Origin of the sequence: Aliicoccus persicus (genome assembly GCF_900110815.1) — a bacterium.
GTDB classification, from domain to species: domain Bacteria; phylum Bacillota; class Bacilli; order Staphylococcales; family Salinicoccaceae; genus Aliicoccus; species Aliicoccus persicus.
The window spans coordinates 144,112-161,675 of sequence record NZ_FOIT01000005.1 but is presented as its reverse complement, the minus strand read 5'-3'; the positions used below and the strand labels follow the sequence as shown (position 1 = coordinate 161,675).

Below are 17,564 nucleotides of genomic sequence, written 5' to 3'. Positions count from 1 at the left end.
GTAGGAGTCTGGGCCGTGTCTCAGTCCCAGTGTGGCCGTTCACCCTCTCAGGTCGGCTACGCATCGTCGCCTTGGTGAGCCACTACCTCACCAACTAGCTAATGCGCCGCAGGTCCATCCATCAGTGTCAGAAAATCCGACTTTCATCCGTAGACTTATCCGGTATTAGCCACCGTTTCCGGTGGTTATCCCAGGCTGATGGGCAGGTCACCCACGTGTTACTCACCCGTCCGCCACTCGACACCCGAAAGTGTCGCGTTCGACTTGCATGTATTAGGCACGCCGCCAGCGTTCATCCTGAGCCATGATCAAACTCTCCATATAATTGTTAAAACTATATTTAAGTTTTTAGCTCACTGCATTTTTTTACTTGGTTACTGCCAAGTTGGTTATATACCAAAATTATTAGAATTAACGTTGACTTATTGTCATTCAGTTTTCAATGTTCGTATCTCGCATGAATCTTTTTGTTTTTTAAAACTCACTTTTTAAATGATACACATTTCGAAAGTAGATTTCAAGTTTTTTTTGTAAATGTTAAAATAAATTTTTAGTCAAATCTTTATTCAATGTTTACAACTCGTTTCAAGCGACTTTTATATAATATCAATTAGATTTCGTTTCGTCAACACTAAAATCACATTTTCTTTTTTTTTATTATTTTTATTGTCAAAGTTCTTAATGTAACGTCAGGTTACAATGGTATATAATAATTTGTGAGGTGAGATTTAATGAAGGCTACAAACAAGATTAAACGAATTCGTGGCTATGCACTAATCATGATTTTTGCCGGAATGATCATTATGTATATGGGTGTATTTTTTGTTCAAATCCCATGGTTGTTTGCTATATTCATCATTCTCGGTATTATTCCCTTAATACTCAGTGTTGTTATTTACTTCTGGGTTGGGATAGTCAGTACGCGAACGCTCGTTGTGCAATGTCCGAATTGTGAAAAACATACAAAAATACTTGGTCGTGTCGACTACTGTATTCATTGTAACGAGCCACTAACGATAGACAAAGAGTTAGAAGGTCAAGTATTTTCTCGAGATTTTAATGTAAAGCATCGCAGAGAGAAAATCCTTGAAGAAATTGAACAGAACAAAAAACAAGCAGAAGATTAGTCTTCTGCTTGTTTACATTCCTTACATAATCCATAAAGTTCTAAACGGTGATGCGTAATCGAAAAGTCTGTACTATTCGCTGCCAACTCCTCGACTGCTTCTAGCCCTTTAAAATGAAAATCTGTAATCTTTCCACAACTGCTACACATAATATGGTAGTGCTTATCTGAATTAAAATCGAATCGAGATGAGGCATCACCATATGTTAACTCTTTTATAATTCCAGTATTTTTCAATACTTTTAAATTATTATAAATCGTTGCAACACTCATGCCCGGATGTTCAGGCGAGAGTGCTTTATATACTTCGTCAGCAGTTGGATGATTATCAGCGTCAATCATAAACTTCAATACAGCACGTCTTTGTGGTGTAATTCGTACACCAGTTTTCTTAAGCGCATTAATTGACTCATTAAACAACGTTTCTCGTTCAGCCGTCGTCATGACTTTCCCTCCATCCAATTACACTATTATTCATATTATATATGATAATAACTAATAAATTAACTAATTAATATCCTCTATTGCCATCCACTACATTTTCCATTTTTGAAATATCAGGATAAGCAGCTAAATTTCGGATGAGAATTTCAGATGCACGCTCATAATACACACCTGTCGTTGCAGAAGAGTGTGGTGAAATCGTTAAGTTTTTATAATTGTAAAAAGGACTATCTTCTGGCAATGGCTCTGTATTGAATACATCTAAGATCAAATGCTCAATCACTTTGTTATCGAGCACATAGAAGAGGACTTCATCACTGACGACATTACCGCGTCCAATATTAATGAACACAGCGGTTTGATTCATACTATCAAAGAATGCCTGATCGTAAATCTCATTTGTCATTTCAGTTTTAGGCAATATAGAAATAACGATATCCGCTTCATTCACGTGTTCATTTCTTTCATCCATTGGATACGTCTCATCAAACCCATCGACAGCACGGCCATTTGTATTGTAACCAGTCGTCTTCACACCAAATACTTGAAGTACTTTCGCGATATGCGCGCCGATACTTCCGGTTCCAAAGATATGCACGTTTCTTCCATATAATTCTGCTGTACTAACATCCTTATTCCAAAAACGGTTGTTTTGATCCACTTGGTTCTGATAAAAATTCTTGTAATAGTTTAAAATGAGCCCAATCGTGTATTCCATCATTGGAGTTTTATGAATTCCACGAGCATTCGTCACAGGAATATCACCGATCTTATCAAACGGTAATGAATCGACTCCAGCACTCATCACATTTAACCACTTTAAATTTTTAAAGTCAGTGATGTCATGATGTTTAATATGAGAACCATACGTATTTAGTACAGTTGCCCATTCATAATCATCTTGCGTAATGTCTTTTGAGTGAACGAAACGGAAGTTCACTTCTGTTTGTTGTTTTTTTATCTCTTCTATAGAAGGTTCTGGTAATTTAATTGTTGATAGTATATTAATCATTCGCTTCAATCCACCTTTTCACATCTTCTACATGATCGCTCGGTTTTACTTTCTCGAACACATTTAAAATATTGCTGTTCTCATCAATAAGGAAACTTGTGCGTTCAATTCCCATGAAAGTCTTGCCAAACATTTTCTTTTCTTTATATATGCCGAGTGTCTCAGACAATTTAAAGTCTTCATCGACAAGCAAATCGAAATTCAAATCATGCTTTTCGATAAAATTCTTGTGTTTCTGTTTTGAGTCCCCACTCACACCATAAACATCGATGTTGAGATCATTAAAAGTTGACATGTTGTCTCTTAAATCACATGCTTGAGTCGTGCAGCCCGGTGTATTATCTTTAGGATAGAAATAAATCAATGTTTTTCCCTTTAGTTTTTCATTGCTAATTTCTGTACCATCTTGATTTTCTAAATTAAACTTCGGAAAAGTTTTCATTATAATAACTCCTTTATGCAATACTCTTATTTAGTATACCCTATTTCCATCTATATAATATGATAAAATATTTAATAAAACGATAAAGGAGTCCTCTCAATTGAAGGAAAGAATTCAATCAAAAAAGCTATTCGATGAAGCACAATCTTTAATACTCGGCGGTGTAAACTCACCGAGCCGATCATATAAAGCAGTTGGTGGCGGCGCACCAGTCGTCATGCAAGAAGCAAAGGGTTCACGATTTACTGATGTTGATGGCAATGAGTACATCGACTACCTTGCAGCATACGGACCTATCATTACAGGTCATGCTCACCCTCACATCACAAAAGCGATTCAAGACCAAGCCGCTAAAGGTATTTTATATGGTACACCGACGATGCTTGAGAATAAGTTTGCTAAAATGATTCAAGATGCAATTCCAAGCTTAGAGCGCGTCCGCTTCGTAAACTCTGGGACAGAGGCTGTGATGACAACGATTCGCGTTGCACGTGCATACACTGGACGCAATAAAATCATCAAGTTTGAAGGCTGCTATCACGGACACTCGGACTTAGTTCTCGTCGCGGCAGGCAGTGGCCCTGCTCAGCTTGGATCTCCAGATTCTGCTGGCGTACCTGTCGGTGTCGCACGCGATATGATTACAGTTCCTTTTAATAATATAGAAGATTTCAAAACAGCAGTTGAAGCACACGGTGATGAAGTGGCAGCAATTCTTATTGAACCGATTGTAGGAAATTTCGGAATCGTTGAACCTACACCTGGATTTTTAGAAGAAGTACACAGTGTAGCTCGTGACATTGGCGCCTTAACGATTTATGATGAAGTTATTACGGCATTTAGATTCTGTTATGGTGGTGCACAAAATTTACTCGGTTTGACACCAGACTTAACTGCGATGGGTAAAATCATCGGTGGCGGCACACCGATCGGTGCATACGGTGGAAAGTTAGAAATTATGGAAAGCGTTGCACCACTAGGTCCCGCATATCAAGCGGGCACGATGGCTGGTAACCCACTCTCGATGGCAGCCGGAATCGCTTGCCTTGAAGTATTACAAGATAAAGACGTATACACAACACTTGATTTCTTAGGGGAAAAATTAGAAAATGGTTTTCTCGAATTAATCAAGAAGTACAATATCCGAGCGACCGTGAATCGCAAACTCGGTGCATTGACAATATACTTTACAGATGAAGTCGTAACGAATTATAAACAAGCAGAAAATACAAATGGTGAAGACTTCTCCAAATTTTTCAATGGCTTAATTGATCACGGTATCAATATCGCACCTTCAAAATATGAAGCGTGGTTTATTACGACAGCACACACTGAAGCAGACATTGATGAAACACTAGATATCGTAGAAACTGTATTTAAAGAAAACTTCTAGAAAGGAGAGCATGCGATGAAGATTGGTGCTCGCGTTATAAAGACCGGTATCGCTATTGTATTAACCTTACTCATCATAGATTGGTTAGGTTTAGAACCCGGACTGATTGCAGCAATTGCAGCTGTGTTTGCATTACAACCGAATATCCATCGCTCTCTTAAACGCTTTTGGGAGCAAGTACAAGGTAACCTTATCGGTGCCATTGCTGCTGTTTGCATGTTGCTGCTCTTCGGCAATAGTATCGTCGTCATCGGACTGACGACAATTCTTGTTCTCGCACTGTTACAAGTGTTTAAACTGCAGTCTGTGTCAACACTGGCAGTCGTTACGATGATTGCAATACTCGATGCACCAACACTTGCAAATTCCGAATCAATGGGAGATTTCTTCATCACAGCAGGCGAAAGAATTTCACTCGTGATGACCGGTGTCGTATCTGCACTCATCGTCAATTTAGTCTTTTTACCACCGAAGTACGAAAGCAGATTGTATCACAATACATTTAATGTAACTGGTGACATATTCAAATGGATTCGTCTCGAGATCAACTCAATGACTGACTTCACCATCGTTAAGAAAGATATCAAAAGCATACAAGATAGAATCGTTAAGTTAGAGACGATGTATCTATACTACAAAGAAGAGCGAAATTATTTAAAAAAGAATAACTTCTCTTTGGCGAGAAAGAAAATGTTGTACGGTCGTTTACTCGCATCTACAAATCTTGCCTTTACGCTACTCAAAAAATTAAATCGATATCAGAATGATTACAATCATTTAGATGAAGAATTGCAATATCGTATGAAGGTAGAAATAGATATGTTGATGAGTCACCACGAACAACTGTTTATGAAATTTAATGAACGCGTTGGCCCAGAGGACGATTACATCTATACGACACATAGTGAAGAGCACTTTGAGTTGACACTGATAGAAATGTTTACAAAGCTATTCAATGAAACAAAGAATAATATCGATGATAATCACTACGAAAATATTATGAGTTTAATGGCATCGATTCATGAATATCGAGATATACTTCAAAATCTTGATAGAATCACAACAAGTTATTTCAAATTCCATGCGAAGAATCACGAGTTAAAGATCGATGATGAAACGATGGATATATAAAAAAGGTCACACTTGCTTTCACCATAGAAAGCAAGTGTGACCTTTTTAATTATATCTTATAAATATTGGTTTACATCTTTTTTTATTATAAATCTTGTATGCTATACAAGTCGTAGTACACGTTGCGCTTATATAAGAGTTCTTGGTGCGTTCCTGATTCGGCAATGGTACCATCTTTCATCACATAGATTTTATCAGCGTGTGTGATCGTTGATAGTCGATGCGCAACGATAATTGTCGTTCTATCTTTCGACAGTTTCAACAATGTTTCTTGAATAATACTTTCACTTTCTAAATCTAGGGCACTTGTTGCTTCATCTAAAATTAAAATCGGTGGGTTCTTTAAGAATACGCGTGCAATTGCGATGCGTTGTTTTTGTCCACCGGACAATTTAACACCACGCTCACCCACTTCAGTATCGTAACCTTCTGGTAAATTCATAATAAAATCATGCGCATTGGCCGCTTTTGCCGCTTCAACAACTTGTTCGTCTGTTGCACCAGGCAATGCCAGCATTATGTTTTCCTTCACGGTATCACTAAAAAGTATATTATCTTGCATGACCATGCCGATATTGTTCCTAAGCGATTGTATCGTATAGTCTCGCGTATCGCGACCATCGATTTTTATTGCGCCACTTGTCACATCATAGAACCTCGGAATCAATGATACGAGCGTGGACTTTCCACCACCACTCATTCCGACAAATGCGACGGTTTCTCCAGGTATGATTCTAAAGTTGATATGGTTTAAAGTATTCGTTGACTTACCGTCGTAACCAAATCCAACATCATGGAATTCAATTTCTCCACGAGATACATCCATTGGCTCTGCATTTTCTCTATCTGTTACATCATATTTTTCATCGAATAGATGGAACACACGATCCATCGAGGCGATACTTTGCGTTAAAGTCGTTGATGATGACACCAACCTGCGCAGCGGTCCGTAAAGTCGTTCCAAGTACGCAACGAAAGCTGCGAGTGCACCGACTGTTAAACTACCACCGAGTACTTGATATGCACCGTACCCGATAACGAGCAACGGTCCGATATCCGTAATCGTGTTGACGACTGCGAAACTTTTTGCATTCCATCTGGCATGATTAACAGCTTTCGTTAAGAAATTATTGTTCTTATTTGCGAAGCGTTTCTCTTCATGTTTTTCTACTGCGAAGCTTTTGATTACATTGATCCCGGTAATACGTTCATGTAAAAATCCCTGTACTTCAGCGAGTGCTTGTGAACGCGCACGCATCAAGCGGCGCAGTCGACCGAAGAAATAATATATACCGAATATATAAAATGGAAAAATCGCCATCGATACCAATGTAAGTTCAGCATTTATGTTGAACATGATGATCAGAGCAATCAGTACGGTCACTAAATCTAACCAGACGTTCATGAGACCTGTCATTATGAAATCCTTCGTCTGTTCAACATCATTAATCACGCGTGAAATGATTTCTCCAACCTTATTCTCTGAATAATACTTTGGACTTAATTCCTGCAAGTGCTTATATAATTTTTCTCGAATATCATACAAGATTTTATTGCTCGTCCACTGGGCGAGATATTGTCTATAATATTCAACCGGTGGGCGAAGCACGACAAAGATCAAACCGAAGATTATCATGATATTGAACAGCATGGATAAGCGTTCATCTTGTGCTAATCCTTCAGCTAAAATGATATTGTCGATGACATGCATGATTAACAGTGGAATTAAAAGTGGAATACCAAATTTCAAAATACCGATGACCACTGTTAATATAATTAACCAAAAATATGGTTTAACAAATTTTAAATATCGCCAAATCATCGTTTCTACTCCCTTAGTTATAAAAGACCAGTCATATAAATGACTGGCTACTTCTTATTGACTACTCGATTAAATCGTTGATGCCATACGTTGATGAAATCCGGCGCAAAAGGTCCCTTCTTTTGCTCAATCCATGATTGGAGAATATCTACATTCCGTCTCAATATTAAATCGATATCCGCTGAGTATTTCATTCGCTCTTTGTGAAGCTTGTATTCATCTTCATCGAGCAGGTGATAATTACCATCGGGATACACTTTAATATCTAAATCGTAATCAATATACTTAAGCGCTTCTTGATCATGGACGAAAGGAGATGACAAGTTGCAGTAATAATACACACCGTCTTCTCTGAACATGCATATGACGTTAAACCAATATTCCGAGTGGAAGTAAACGATTGCCGGTTCCCGTGTAATCCACGTTCTGCCGTCACTCTCAGTAACGAGTGTTCGATTATTTCCCCCTATGACGACATGATTCGTCCCTTTTAAAATAGTGGTTTCTGACCATACCCTATGTATGGACCCGTCATGTTTGTAGCTCTGAATTTTGACTTTGCTACCTTCTTTCGGTATGGATTCTTGTTTCACTTTCCACACCACCTTTAATTTGTACATGTGCATTATATCATACTTATTTATGGTATCACGACGTTAGACTTCAAGTAATGCCAATACTTTTTGCATCCCTTTACTCATCGGTAATTTTTGAATTTTATCGATGGATTTAAAATGTTCACTTGTCTCATTCGTATGTATCATATATGCCTCTAAAATCCACGTCTTATGTGTAAACACATGTTTCACTTGTGAAAGATATGTGGGTTGTGAAGTAAATTCAATGTTTAATTCATCTTCAATATTATCCATTGAAGTATCTACGTCATATTTCGGAAATTCATACATGCCTTTGAGCAAATCTTCAGTCTGTTCTACGAGATAAAAATCTCCATCTTGATTTTGTATAATAAAAACATTGTATACTGTATCTTTCTTTGGTTTCTGCTTCGCTTTTACCGGATAGTTTAACACGTCGTTGTGTTCGAAACTTTCACAATGTGATTTCAATGGACAGAGGATACATTTCGGTGCTCTTGGTGTACATATCGTCGCACCGAGTTCCATCATGGCTTCATTAAAATCTCCAGCATCATCACTCATCCAAGTTTCAATATCTCGCTTGATTGACTTCACGGTCTTCTGCTTAGAAATATCTTCGCCGTAGCGATGGAGTCGACTATAAACACGCATCACATTGCCATCGACAGCTGCAATTTTATGATTGAAGGCAATGCTCATGACAGCACCCTCAATATACGGCCCAACACCGCGTAAAGATTGAAATTCATGCGGCTCTTCGGGTACGATAGAGTTGTATTTAGCCTGTACTTCTTTCGTTGCAAAATGGAAATTTCGAATACGGTTATAGTAGCCGAGCCCTTCCCAGTCTTTGAGCAAGCTCACTTCTTCTGCGTTTGCGATAGCGTCAATCGTTGGATACTTACGGACGAAATGATTATAATATGGAATCACAGTTTTGACTTGAGTTTGTTGCAACATGACTTCACTCATCCAAATTTTAAAAGGGTCAGAAGTTTCTCGCCATGGTAACTGACGCTTAGAAGCACGAAACCATTCGAGAAGATCCTTGTTTAGTTGTACTTTATTCAAATCTTACACTCCTTAAATTTTAGAATGGAGAATATCATGGATACTCTAACACATACTTTAATGGGTGGTACAATCGTTGGGGTTGCGACAATGGACCCAAATATCGATGCATTGCAGACGGGTTTCATCATCGCTGTTGTGGGTGCATCGTTAGTTCCGGACACGGATACGATTTTAAAATTTAAAAATAATGCGACATATATAAAACATCATCGCGGTATCACACACTCTCTGCCATTTACTTTTCTAGTGTGGCCGATGTTGATTACATTCCTTGCGATGCTGCTGTTTGATCTGCCATTTGCATCCACCTATTTATGGGTACAACTCGCCGTATTCTTACATGTGTTCGTTGATATATTTAATTCATACGGTACACAGGCACTACGGCCACTCGATTATAGTTGGATACAGATTGGGACAATAAACACAGTGGATATTTTTATACTCGGTGCACACATCGTCTACTTCATATTATGGTTTCTCGGATTCAATCCGGTTACGATGTTCTTTATCTTGTATGGCGTGTTATTAATTTATTATATTACACGCCATCTCATGCAGCGCACCATTATGAAAAAAGCAAAGCACCAGCTGCCACACCAGAACATCAAGCGCGTGTTCGTTATGCCCACGTTAAAATTTTTCGTTTGGCGGGTCATCGTCGTCACCGATACACATTACTTTGTCGGTAGAAGTACACATGGACACATTGTGTTTTACGATTCATTCGATCAAAAAGATAAACTTCCAAGTGCGTTACATGAAATTATAAGGTTTGATATTAATTACCGAACATTTGTGTTTTTTTCTTCGATCTATCACTATGAATTAAAAACATTGAATGAAAACGAAGTTGAGGTTCGTTTCATTGATCTCCGCTATTTAAAAGATGGACATTATGCGTTTGTCACCATCATGATCGTCGATAAAGAACAAAAGATTGTGAAACATAGTTATATTGGCTGGGTATTCTCAGAAGAGCGACTGCAGCAATTATTGATGAATAATTGATTGATATAAATAATCCGGACATTCTTTTTTCTCATGAATGTCCGGATTTTTTGTTAGAATGATGTCGGTCTATTTTGGTTGCACAAAATAGATGTTATACTTCATCCGTTTATAGAAACTGAACATCCATAAGTAAATGAGTGCCATCTGACTGAAGAATAAAATATCCGATGGAATTCTGTTGATGTTCCAATGGTTACCGAGCGTATTCAGTTGTATGCTGTAGACGATATAGTAGAACGGATTTAAAGATAATATACTACTTACCATTGACGGTAACTGTTGTGGGAAGTACAGTATCGGCACTGTTGCCACAAGCAGTATGAACACAACCGTGTTGATGACATTAACACGGTTTAAATTGACAGCGATGTAAAACAACGTGAACGGAATAATCAGGATCATACCAAGCAACATATAGTACAACATTGTAAATGTACCGATATAAAAATTATCAATAAACAACGCTGTGATTGCGACATAAAGTACGACAAATAACATGTAATTGATTGTTTGGTAGAGCAAAGTCGGTAACATACGTGAGAATATCGACACGTAATGCACTTTTAATATTGTTCCTTTTCTACTGATAATGTAGCGATTCAACACAACGATGCTGAACAACCACACACATGTAATAAAGCCAATCAATTTAAACAGAATTATTAGTGACGTATTCGTATCAAAGATGACATTTGAAACCAATATAATCAATATTCCAAATGCATAAACAAACAGCGGGTATAAGCTTTTTATCTCGCTATGAAGTAAATTATCCGTTGTCTTCTTTAACACATAGCTTAAATCTCGATTCATTATACCCCTCCTATCTGTTTATATAGAGCCATCGCTCTGCCTCACCATATAAAATCATATAGCCGCGCGGCAATCTAAAAATTGGATTTTCTGTCGTCAATTCATATTCTTCAATCAGTTCTTCTGTATTTTGACTGGGGAATGAAATCCCATAGACCACATCATCATTTAAATGGAATGTGATCGGTATGCCAGAAACATCAACCCGCTGATTATTTTCATGATCGTAGTTGATGCTCTCTTTTAACTGATCTGCACTGATATTTAAATAATTGCTGTAGAACAAATAGTTGTCTCTAAAACTAGAATGCGTGTACGGCAACAATATTTGTAATGATGATTGTTGATATAAGCTCGCGGGGTTAAAGTAAATGAAATCATCTGTACTAACTTCATATTCGCCACCTTGAACAACTGCATTGTACGTGTTTCTAGATACGCGTTTAATCGGCATAATATCCAACGTACTGTAATCTTCGACACCGAAGCTGAGTGAATCATTGGTGACTAATCCATATAATGTCCGGTCGCTTTCATTAACAACCGCATCATCATCTGACTGATTAATAATCGGTAGTCCACCATCACCTTCTGTAAATGAAATGTCCATCATGACAACTAAAGCTGAAGCCACCATAATCGAAAACAGCACGACTGAAACCACAAGCTTTTTAACGTTGACGTTTTCAGATGTAACGATTGTCTTTCTGCGCACCCGTTCCATGTTATGTTTAAAAAGCGCGTACTCATTCATCGTCTCTTTCCACGATTGGTCAAATGTTTCTTCTTCCTCGATGTTCTTTATGGAACTGCGTTCACGCAAGTAGCGTTCATAACGTTCAACACCTTGCTTCAAGCCGCCCTCATAACGAACCTGCCCATGGCTGAGCCACATGAAGTAATTCGCATAAGGTTTAATATTCTCAATGTCTGGTTCTAATAATAATACACCGCGATGTCTTTTTTGTGAGTACACGATCGCGCTGTTTAATACCGCCTTATCTTCTGGTAACAAGTACTGAGATAAGTTCGAGAATACGACGATGTCCACATTGACAAACTTTGATAGTTCTATGATTAACAGCGCGATATCTCGACGCGATAACTCACTGAGTTTACGGTCACGATAGCGCATATATACATCGACATACTTTAAATTGTCGACGATGTTTTCCGTTACACCCGAACGCATAAATTCAATTAAGAAGTTACGTGTAAATGCACCGACGGTTTGATCGGAATGGACATGGTCGATAACATCCAAAGATAAGATTGATTTTTCCGTCTGCAGCGTACCTGATGTTGGAGATAATGTTTTGCTGAATATTTCTTTCACTATCCCAAGGCGTTTACTGTCACCTAAAATACCAAGAATTTGACCTTTGTATAAATGAAGATTGATATCTTTAAGAATAAGGCGTTCGGATTGGTTCAGTATACGCTCTTTAAGATGTGGACTTTCTTCTGCATATGTAATATTCGTTGCCTTTAAGAGCAATATATTGCGCACAATCCTCACCTCTCTTATAGTTTAAGTAAACTGACTGGAATTGCTGATTCACTTTCTTCTCCACCGATGAAGAAGCCCCAAGCAAAAATTCCCTTCAAATAATCTACTTTGAAATAGTGCTTCGGTGAATCTTTTAATGGATATATTTTACCCTTTTCTATTTTAGAAAGATCCACTAAATAACACTCTGCAATTAAAATTTGTCGCTCAATGACTCGGTATTCATTTTCAATACCCATCATTTCAGCCTTATGTAGTTTCTCAGTTAGCGTTTCTATATATGTCTCAATCTCATATCGTGTCATCGTGCTTAAGTTCATTTAATTTACCACCTAAATGTTCTTGAATAAAATCATAAGGATATCCTTTTCTCGCCAATGCTTGCAATATGCGCACTTTCAAATCATATCCAGAAAATTTCCTCTGATACTTATTATATGATTTCTCATAATCTCTCTCAAGATTATGTACTTCATCAAATGTATCCGATTGTTCATTAAAATCAATCATCTCGAGATGATGCGGGTAGTAACCCTTTTCAATCATCGTCGCTTTAAATTTTTGTTGAAATAGTCGATGACTTCCTTTGTGTCGTTTAAGCGCCTTATCTTTTAGCTTGTTCATACGTGATTCATCTATCTTATCATCAAATTGGGTGACGTATTTCTCCCTGACTTCTTGGTTTACTTTGTGTTTGATCAATTGCTGCTTCAGCGCATTTGGGCCTTTGATTGTCGTCTTAAACATCGTCTGCATCAATGCTTCAGCATATGTGTCATCATTGATATACCCCTCTTGTTTTAAGCGTGATTTCGCTTCAGCAATCACATCGGGTTCAAATTCCTCTTCTAAATGTTGTGAGATCTCATGTGATGAACGGATTTTATAACTGATAAATCGCAATGCACGTATGTATGCTTGGTCAATATTTTTTTGTATTTCGATATCCTTAAGTAAATCTGCATCAATAGTTTTACCTGGCAATAACTGCAGGCGTATAACTGTCTCTTCGTGAAGTGTTAACGTTTCACCGTTTGTGAACGCAACTTCATACAAGCTATCGTCTTGTTTACTTAGTTTACGAATCTCCATAAGTCACCTCATACAAATAAAAAAGAAGGAACCCTAAGTCCCTTCTACGTGTTCTTATATATCTAGTCTAACCATTCGCGTCTTTCCGTAGCTTCCTCAGGCGTGTCAATAGTTACTGCATCTTTACCGTTCAGTCCAATAGACATGAAGTAGTATAACAGTCCGGCAAAACCTAAGTTAGCAAAGATAAAAGCACCAAAGATCGCTGTCATTGATAAAAAGTTCATATAGAAGCCTCCAATCATTTCATATACATGCATTCATTTTACCATAAAATTTGGATTTTGGATATTAAATTTTAAAAAGCCCAGTTCCCTTTTTCGAAGATAGCCGTTTCGTTACCATCTGCATCAACACCATAAATATTCATTTCATTTGAACCGATCATAAAGTCCACATGTGTAATCGAATCGTTTACACCAGCTGCCTCTAATTCTTCACGGTCCATTTCTTTTCCACCTTCAACACAGAATGCATAACCACTGCCGAGCGCAATATGACAAGACGCATTTTCATCGAACAATGTGTTATAGAATAAAATACCCTTGTTTGAAATTGGTGAATCGTCTGCAACAAGTGCAACTTCACCTAAATATTTCGCACCTTCATCTGTAGAGAATAAGTTATCTAAGTACTCTTTACCCGTTTCCGCTTCATACTCAACAACTTTCCCATCTTTAAATGTCAGTTTAAAGTTATCGATCAAGTTTCCACCGTAGCTAAGTGGCAATGTATTCGATACAAAACCGTTAACACCCGTTTTCTTAGGTACACTGAACACTTCTTCAGTTGGCATGTTTGCCATGAAGGAATGACCATCTTTGTTCTGACTTGATGCACCTGCCCAGATGTGACCATTAGGCAATTCAATCGTCAATTCAGTCCCTGGTGCTTCATATCGGAGCGCATGGAATGACTTTTTATTTAACCAATCTGCTTTTTCATGTAGGTTTTTATCGTGTGCTTCCCATGCAGCTACAGGGTCAGCTTCTTCCGCTCTAACCGTGTAAAGAATCAGATCTAATAGTGCATCAACCGCTTCTTCTTCTGATTTGTCAGGGTATACAAGCTTCGCCCATTCCGGAGAAGGATAGCCCGCAACACACCAGCTATGGTAATCCGACTGGATACGGTTAGAAAAATCTTTAAATGCGTTACCGCCATTGATGCTCGCTTGTTTTAACTTTTCTGTATCGATACCTTTTAACAATTCTGGTGATGAAGATACGATGCTTAAAAATCCACTCTTCTCATCAGAATAGAACATTCTTTCATCAACAACCCAATCCGGAACGTTCGCATACTCTTCAACAGACTGGTTTTCAGCGTGAAGACGTACGAGCTTATCGTCACGCAATTTAATGCTGACATCGATTGCACCTTTATCGTATGCTTTTTGTGTGACAAGTCGTACAAGTGGTAGCGCGTCAGTCGTTGCATTGACAACCACGCGTTGACCTTCCTGAACATTTAAACCGATTTCAACAAGAAGATCGGCATATTTAGATAATTTTTCTTCTAATGCACTCATTGTTATCCCTCATTTATATTTATTTTCTTAATCTTGATAACTCTTCAATAATCGCCGTTTTTTCATTCGGCGATAAATTCTGGCGCGAACTTACCATCTGATGAAGTGATTGAATGTCCTCGAACGCGCTGTCTGGATATGCTTCCGCTTTAAAGATACCTCTGTTCACGACATTCAGCTTGCTCTCTAGATCTTTCAAAAATTGTTCTTTCGACATGGGAACCTCCTCAGTGTTTCCTAGACTATAACGTTAAATATAACAAACATTTTATAAAAATTGAATGTTTGGAAATATAAAAGCGTTTAAAGTGGACTAATTTTGGTAATATTTAAAGTAATGAGACATAAGGAGAGAATGTTATGAAAAACAAATTATTACCATTTTTGCTTGTCGGTGCAGCAATCGGTGCACTCATAAGTTTAGCTGATAAAAACACACGACAAAGTGTAGCAAGTAAAAGTAAAGAAGTTACACATTATGTAAAAAACCCGAAAGAAATTCAAGAGAAGTTAAATGCAAGCAGTGTTGAACCTTCAAAATTTGATTCATTAAAAGAAGAGGTTTCATTCTGGAAAGAAACAATCGAAGAGATTCGCCGCAACAATCCAGAACTTGAACGTTCAATCGTGAACGCGAAAGACACACTTGTTGAAAACTTCAAAGATAAAAAAGACAAAAATAAATAATCATTACTACGTAAACAAACTAGAGGACTAACAAATGTTGGTCCTTTATTGTTAGAAAGGATAAGCCTATGAGCGATTCAAAATACTTAAGTCAGTTAAAACAAGAGCAAGAGGAACAAAAAGTTAACAATAGTAAAAATATTCGAGGCGATACGATGGTCGAACCCATTGTTTTCAAGTCTAAGAAACCAAAAAAAGGGCAAACATTTTATGTCTCTAAAATTCATAAACCGGCACCACTGGCAGAAAACCCTAACTTTCTACAAGTCCTGATGTTTAAATTTTTAAGAGATTCAACACCAGGGATCGCGGCACAGCTCGCGTATTATTTCATGTTGGCGCTTTTCCCAATGCTTATTTTCTTACTTACACTCGTTCCATTGTTTAATGTAGAGGCAGAAACAGTAATCGGCTTTATTGAAGACTATGCACCTGAAGAAATTACAGGCATACTCACTAGCATTATTACCGATGTGATGGAATCAAGCTCTGGTGGGTTATTGAGCGTCGGTATTATTTTGACGCTTTGGTCAGCATCTAACGGTATGAATGCATTGATGAATGCGTTCAATGTTGCATACAATGTTGAAGATAATCGAAACATCGTTGTTGCACGTACGTATTCAATTATCTTTACACTCATCCTTACAGTAGCAATCGCACTGACATTCACCCTTATCGTATTCGGTGGTCAGATTGGTAACTTGATGTTCGGTGTAATCGGATTAGATTCACAATTTACAACTGTATGGAACTTAATCCGAAGTATCTTACCATTTTTCCTTGTGTTCATCGTATTTTTAGTGATGTATACATTTGCACCAAATGTTAAAAACAAAATGAAATCAACGCTAGTCGGAACAACATTTACAACAATTGCTTTCCTCGTTGCTTCATGGGGATTCAGTATATACGTTACAGACTTCGGTAACTACAGTGCAACTTATGGAAGTTTAGCCGGTGTAATCATTTTAATGTTCTGGTTATTCATCACAGGTGTTATTATAATTGTAGGTGCTCAGATCAATTCAATTATTTATGAGCGTCAAATTCAAAGCGAAGAATTAACCATGCAGAAGGGAAAAGAAGAAGATGAAACCCCTACTACAAGAATTACTCGATTACAATAAGCACTTCGTTACAAACCAGGAGTACGAACAGTTTAAAACGACAAAATCACCCGACAAGAAACTGGTTCTTTTATCATGTATGGACACACGCTTAACAGAGATGGCGACGAAAGCTATGGGTTTAAAAAACGGAGACGTCAAACACTTGATGACCGCTGGTGGGATCATCTCTCACCCGATGGGATCAACAATGCGCAGTATTTTAATTGCCATTCACATGCTCGGTACAGATGAAGTAATGGTGATGGAACACCACGATTGTGGATTCGGTGCCTTAAGACCAGGTCCGATGATTGATGCAATGAAAAAAAGAGGAATTTCCGAAGAAGTGATCGAGACGTTGAGATTTACTGGCGTTGACCTAGACGAGTGGTTCTATGGTTACGACAATATCTATGACAGCGTTCGAGAGAATGTCGATAAGATTAAAAATCACCCACTCATGCCAAAGGATGTCGCTGTACACGGTGTGATTATCGAGCCGGATAACGGTGAGATTGAGCTTGTTGTGAATGGGTATGATCATATTTAGATTTGATTTGTTGGGAAGAGCCTCGGGATAGTGAATATCCTGGGGTTTTTTGGTGGTTTTTTGGTGGTTTTTTGGTGGTTTTTTGGTGGTTTTTTGGGGTTAAATTAATTTGAGTGTCTGTGAGCAAGTTTCATTGGCGCGTAAATCCGTTTGCGTGTCTGTGAGCGAGTCTCATTGGAACGCAAATCAATCTGCGTGGCTGTGAGCGA

Annotated in this window: 20 protein-coding genes and 1 rRNA gene; 7 read left to right on the top strand and 14 right to left on the bottom strand. The window is 38.0% G+C overall.

The features are described from left to right. Positions 1 to 324, bottom strand: a 16S ribosomal RNA gene (locus BMW30_RS08670); the annotation flags it as partial. 407 nt (positions 325 to 731) lie between these two features. Here BMW30_RS08670 and BMW30_RS08665 point away from each other — a divergent pair. Beyond that, the gene (locus BMW30_RS08665) at positions 732 to 1,127 is read left to right on the top strand and encodes a DUF2614 family zinc ribbon-containing protein (RefSeq protein ID WP_091475940.1); all 396 of its coding nucleotides are present in this window, start codon (positions 732 to 734) and stop codon (positions 1,125 to 1,127) included. Here BMW30_RS08665 and BMW30_RS08660 read toward each other — a convergent pair. From BMW30_RS08660 to bcp, 3 genes are all read right to left on the bottom strand, one after another. After that, the gene (locus tag BMW30_RS08660; RefSeq protein WP_091475938.1) at positions 1,124 to 1,570 is read right to left on the bottom strand and encodes a Fur family transcriptional regulator; all 447 of its coding nucleotides are present in this window, start codon (positions 1,568 to 1,570) and stop codon (positions 1,124 to 1,126) included. The two genes, BMW30_RS08665 and BMW30_RS08660, sit on opposite strands and share 4 nt — an antisense overlap. Before the next feature lie 67 nt (positions 1,571 to 1,637). Next, entirely contained in the window at positions 1,638 to 2,582 is a 945-nt protein-coding gene (locus tag BMW30_RS08655; protein ID WP_091475936.1) for an NAD(P)-dependent oxidoreductase, read from the bottom strand. Beyond that, the gene (bcp, locus tag BMW30_RS08650; RefSeq protein ID WP_091475933.1) at positions 2,575 to 3,024 is read right to left on the bottom strand and encodes a thioredoxin-dependent thiol peroxidase; all 450 of its coding nucleotides are present in this window, start codon (positions 3,022 to 3,024) and stop codon (positions 2,575 to 2,577) included. The genes BMW30_RS08655 and bcp overlap by 8 nt, the downstream gene beginning before the upstream one ends. 112 nt (positions 3,025 to 3,136) lie before the next feature. On the opposite strand from bcp, the gene BMW30_RS08645 reads away from it, so the two are divergent. After that, positions 3,137 to 4,417, top strand: a complete 1,281-nt coding sequence (locus BMW30_RS08645) for a glutamate-1-semialdehyde 2,1-aminomutase (protein WP_091475965.1) — start codon at positions 3,137 to 3,139, stop codon at positions 4,415 to 4,417. 15 nt (positions 4,418 to 4,432) lie between these two features. Then, positions 4,433 to 5,548 (top strand): FUSC family protein, encoded by a 1,116-nt coding sequence (locus BMW30_RS08640; RefSeq protein WP_091475930.1) that lies wholly within the window; start codon positions 4,433 to 4,435, stop codon positions 5,546 to 5,548. 85 nt (positions 5,549 to 5,633) lie between these two features. On the opposite strand, the gene BMW30_RS08635 is transcribed toward BMW30_RS08640, so the two are convergent. The 3 genes from BMW30_RS08635 to mutY all read right to left on the bottom strand — a co-directional run bounded on the left by BMW30_RS08635 (position 5,634) and on the right by mutY (position 9,043). Continuing rightward, positions 5,634 to 7,370 carry an ABC transporter ATP-binding protein gene (locus BMW30_RS08635; protein WP_091475928.1) on the bottom strand — a complete coding sequence of 579 codons (1,737 nt, stop codon included), beginning with the start codon at positions 7,368 to 7,370 and terminating at the stop codon, positions 5,634 to 5,636. Between the two features lie 47 nt (positions 7,371 to 7,417). Continuing rightward, the gene (gene ntdP / locus BMW30_RS08630; RefSeq protein ID WP_091475925.1) at positions 7,418 to 7,963 is read right to left on the bottom strand and encodes a nucleoside tri-diphosphate phosphatase; all 546 of its coding nucleotides are present in this window, start codon (positions 7,961 to 7,963) and stop codon (positions 7,418 to 7,420) included. 63 nt (positions 7,964 to 8,026) lie between these two features. After that, entirely contained in the window at positions 8,027 to 9,043 is a 1,017-nt protein-coding gene (mutY, locus tag BMW30_RS08625; protein ID WP_091475922.1) for an A/G-specific adenine glycosylase, read from the bottom strand. Positions 9,044 to 9,079: 36 nt separating this feature from the next. Between mutY and BMW30_RS08620 the strand changes: the two genes are divergently transcribed. Further along, positions 9,080 to 10,057 (top strand): metal-dependent hydrolase, encoded by a 978-nt coding sequence (locus tag BMW30_RS08620; protein WP_091475920.1) that lies wholly within the window; start codon positions 9,080 to 9,082, stop codon positions 10,055 to 10,057. Between the two features lie 69 nt (positions 10,058 to 10,126). Here BMW30_RS08620 and BMW30_RS08615 read toward each other — a convergent pair whose 3' ends face one another. The 7 genes from BMW30_RS08615 to BMW30_RS08590 all read right to left on the bottom strand — a co-directional run bounded on the left by BMW30_RS08615 (position 10,127) and on the right by BMW30_RS08590 (position 15,223). After that, the gene (locus BMW30_RS08615; RefSeq protein WP_091475917.1) at positions 10,127 to 10,873 is read right to left on the bottom strand and encodes a hypothetical protein; all 747 of its coding nucleotides are present in this window, start codon (positions 10,871 to 10,873) and stop codon (positions 10,127 to 10,129) included. A gap of 10 nt (positions 10,874 to 10,883) precedes the next feature. Beyond that, a complete protein-coding gene (locus BMW30_RS08610) occupies positions 10,884 to 12,383 on the bottom strand; it encodes a hypothetical protein (protein WP_091475915.1) in 1,500 nt (499 codons plus the stop codon). Between the two features lie 14 nt (positions 12,384 to 12,397). Beyond that, positions 12,398 to 12,703 (bottom strand): YfhH family protein, encoded by a 306-nt coding sequence (locus BMW30_RS08605; RefSeq protein WP_091475912.1) that lies wholly within the window; start codon positions 12,701 to 12,703, stop codon positions 12,398 to 12,400. Then, positions 12,675 to 13,475: a regulatory protein RecX gene (locus tag BMW30_RS08600; RefSeq protein ID WP_091475908.1), complete on the bottom strand. Its 801-nt coding sequence runs from the start codon at positions 13,473 to 13,475 to the stop codon at positions 12,675 to 12,677. The genes BMW30_RS08605 and BMW30_RS08600 overlap by 29 nt, the downstream gene beginning before the upstream one ends. A gap of 62 nt (positions 13,476 to 13,537) precedes the next feature. Beyond that, positions 13,538 to 13,702 carry a hypothetical protein gene (locus BMW30_RS10650; protein ID WP_180366276.1) on the bottom strand — a complete coding sequence of 55 codons (165 nt, stop codon included), beginning with the start codon at positions 13,700 to 13,702 and terminating at the stop codon, positions 13,538 to 13,540. 71 nt (positions 13,703 to 13,773) lie between these two features. Further along, positions 13,774 to 15,006, bottom strand: a complete 1,233-nt coding sequence (locus BMW30_RS08595; protein ID WP_091475905.1) for an aminopeptidase — start codon at positions 15,004 to 15,006, stop codon at positions 13,774 to 13,776. A 19-nt stretch (positions 15,007 to 15,025) separates the two neighbouring features. After that, positions 15,026 to 15,223 (bottom strand): DUF1128 family protein, encoded by a 198-nt coding sequence (locus tag BMW30_RS08590; RefSeq protein WP_091475902.1) that lies wholly within the window; start codon positions 15,221 to 15,223, stop codon positions 15,026 to 15,028. A 143-nt stretch (positions 15,224 to 15,366) separates the two neighbouring features. Between BMW30_RS08590 and BMW30_RS08585 the strand changes: the two genes are divergently transcribed. From BMW30_RS08585 to BMW30_RS08575, 3 genes are all read left to right on the top strand, one after another. Next, a complete protein-coding gene (locus BMW30_RS08585) occupies positions 15,367 to 15,693 on the top strand; it encodes a hypothetical protein (protein WP_091475898.1) in 327 nt (108 codons plus the stop codon). A gap of 68 nt (positions 15,694 to 15,761) precedes the next feature. After that, positions 15,762 to 16,823, top strand: coding sequence for a YihY/virulence factor BrkB family protein (locus BMW30_RS08580; protein ID WP_091475896.1), 1,062 nt, complete (start codon positions 15,762 to 15,764; stop codon positions 16,821 to 16,823). Further along, complete coding sequence (locus tag BMW30_RS08575; protein ID WP_091475893.1) at positions 16,786 to 17,355, top strand: beta-class carbonic anhydrase; 570 nt, start codon at positions 16,786 to 16,788, stop codon at positions 17,353 to 17,355. Before BMW30_RS08580 ends, BMW30_RS08575 begins: the two co-directional genes overlap by 38 nt. The last annotated feature ends 209 nt before the right edge of the window (positions 17,356 to 17,564 follow it).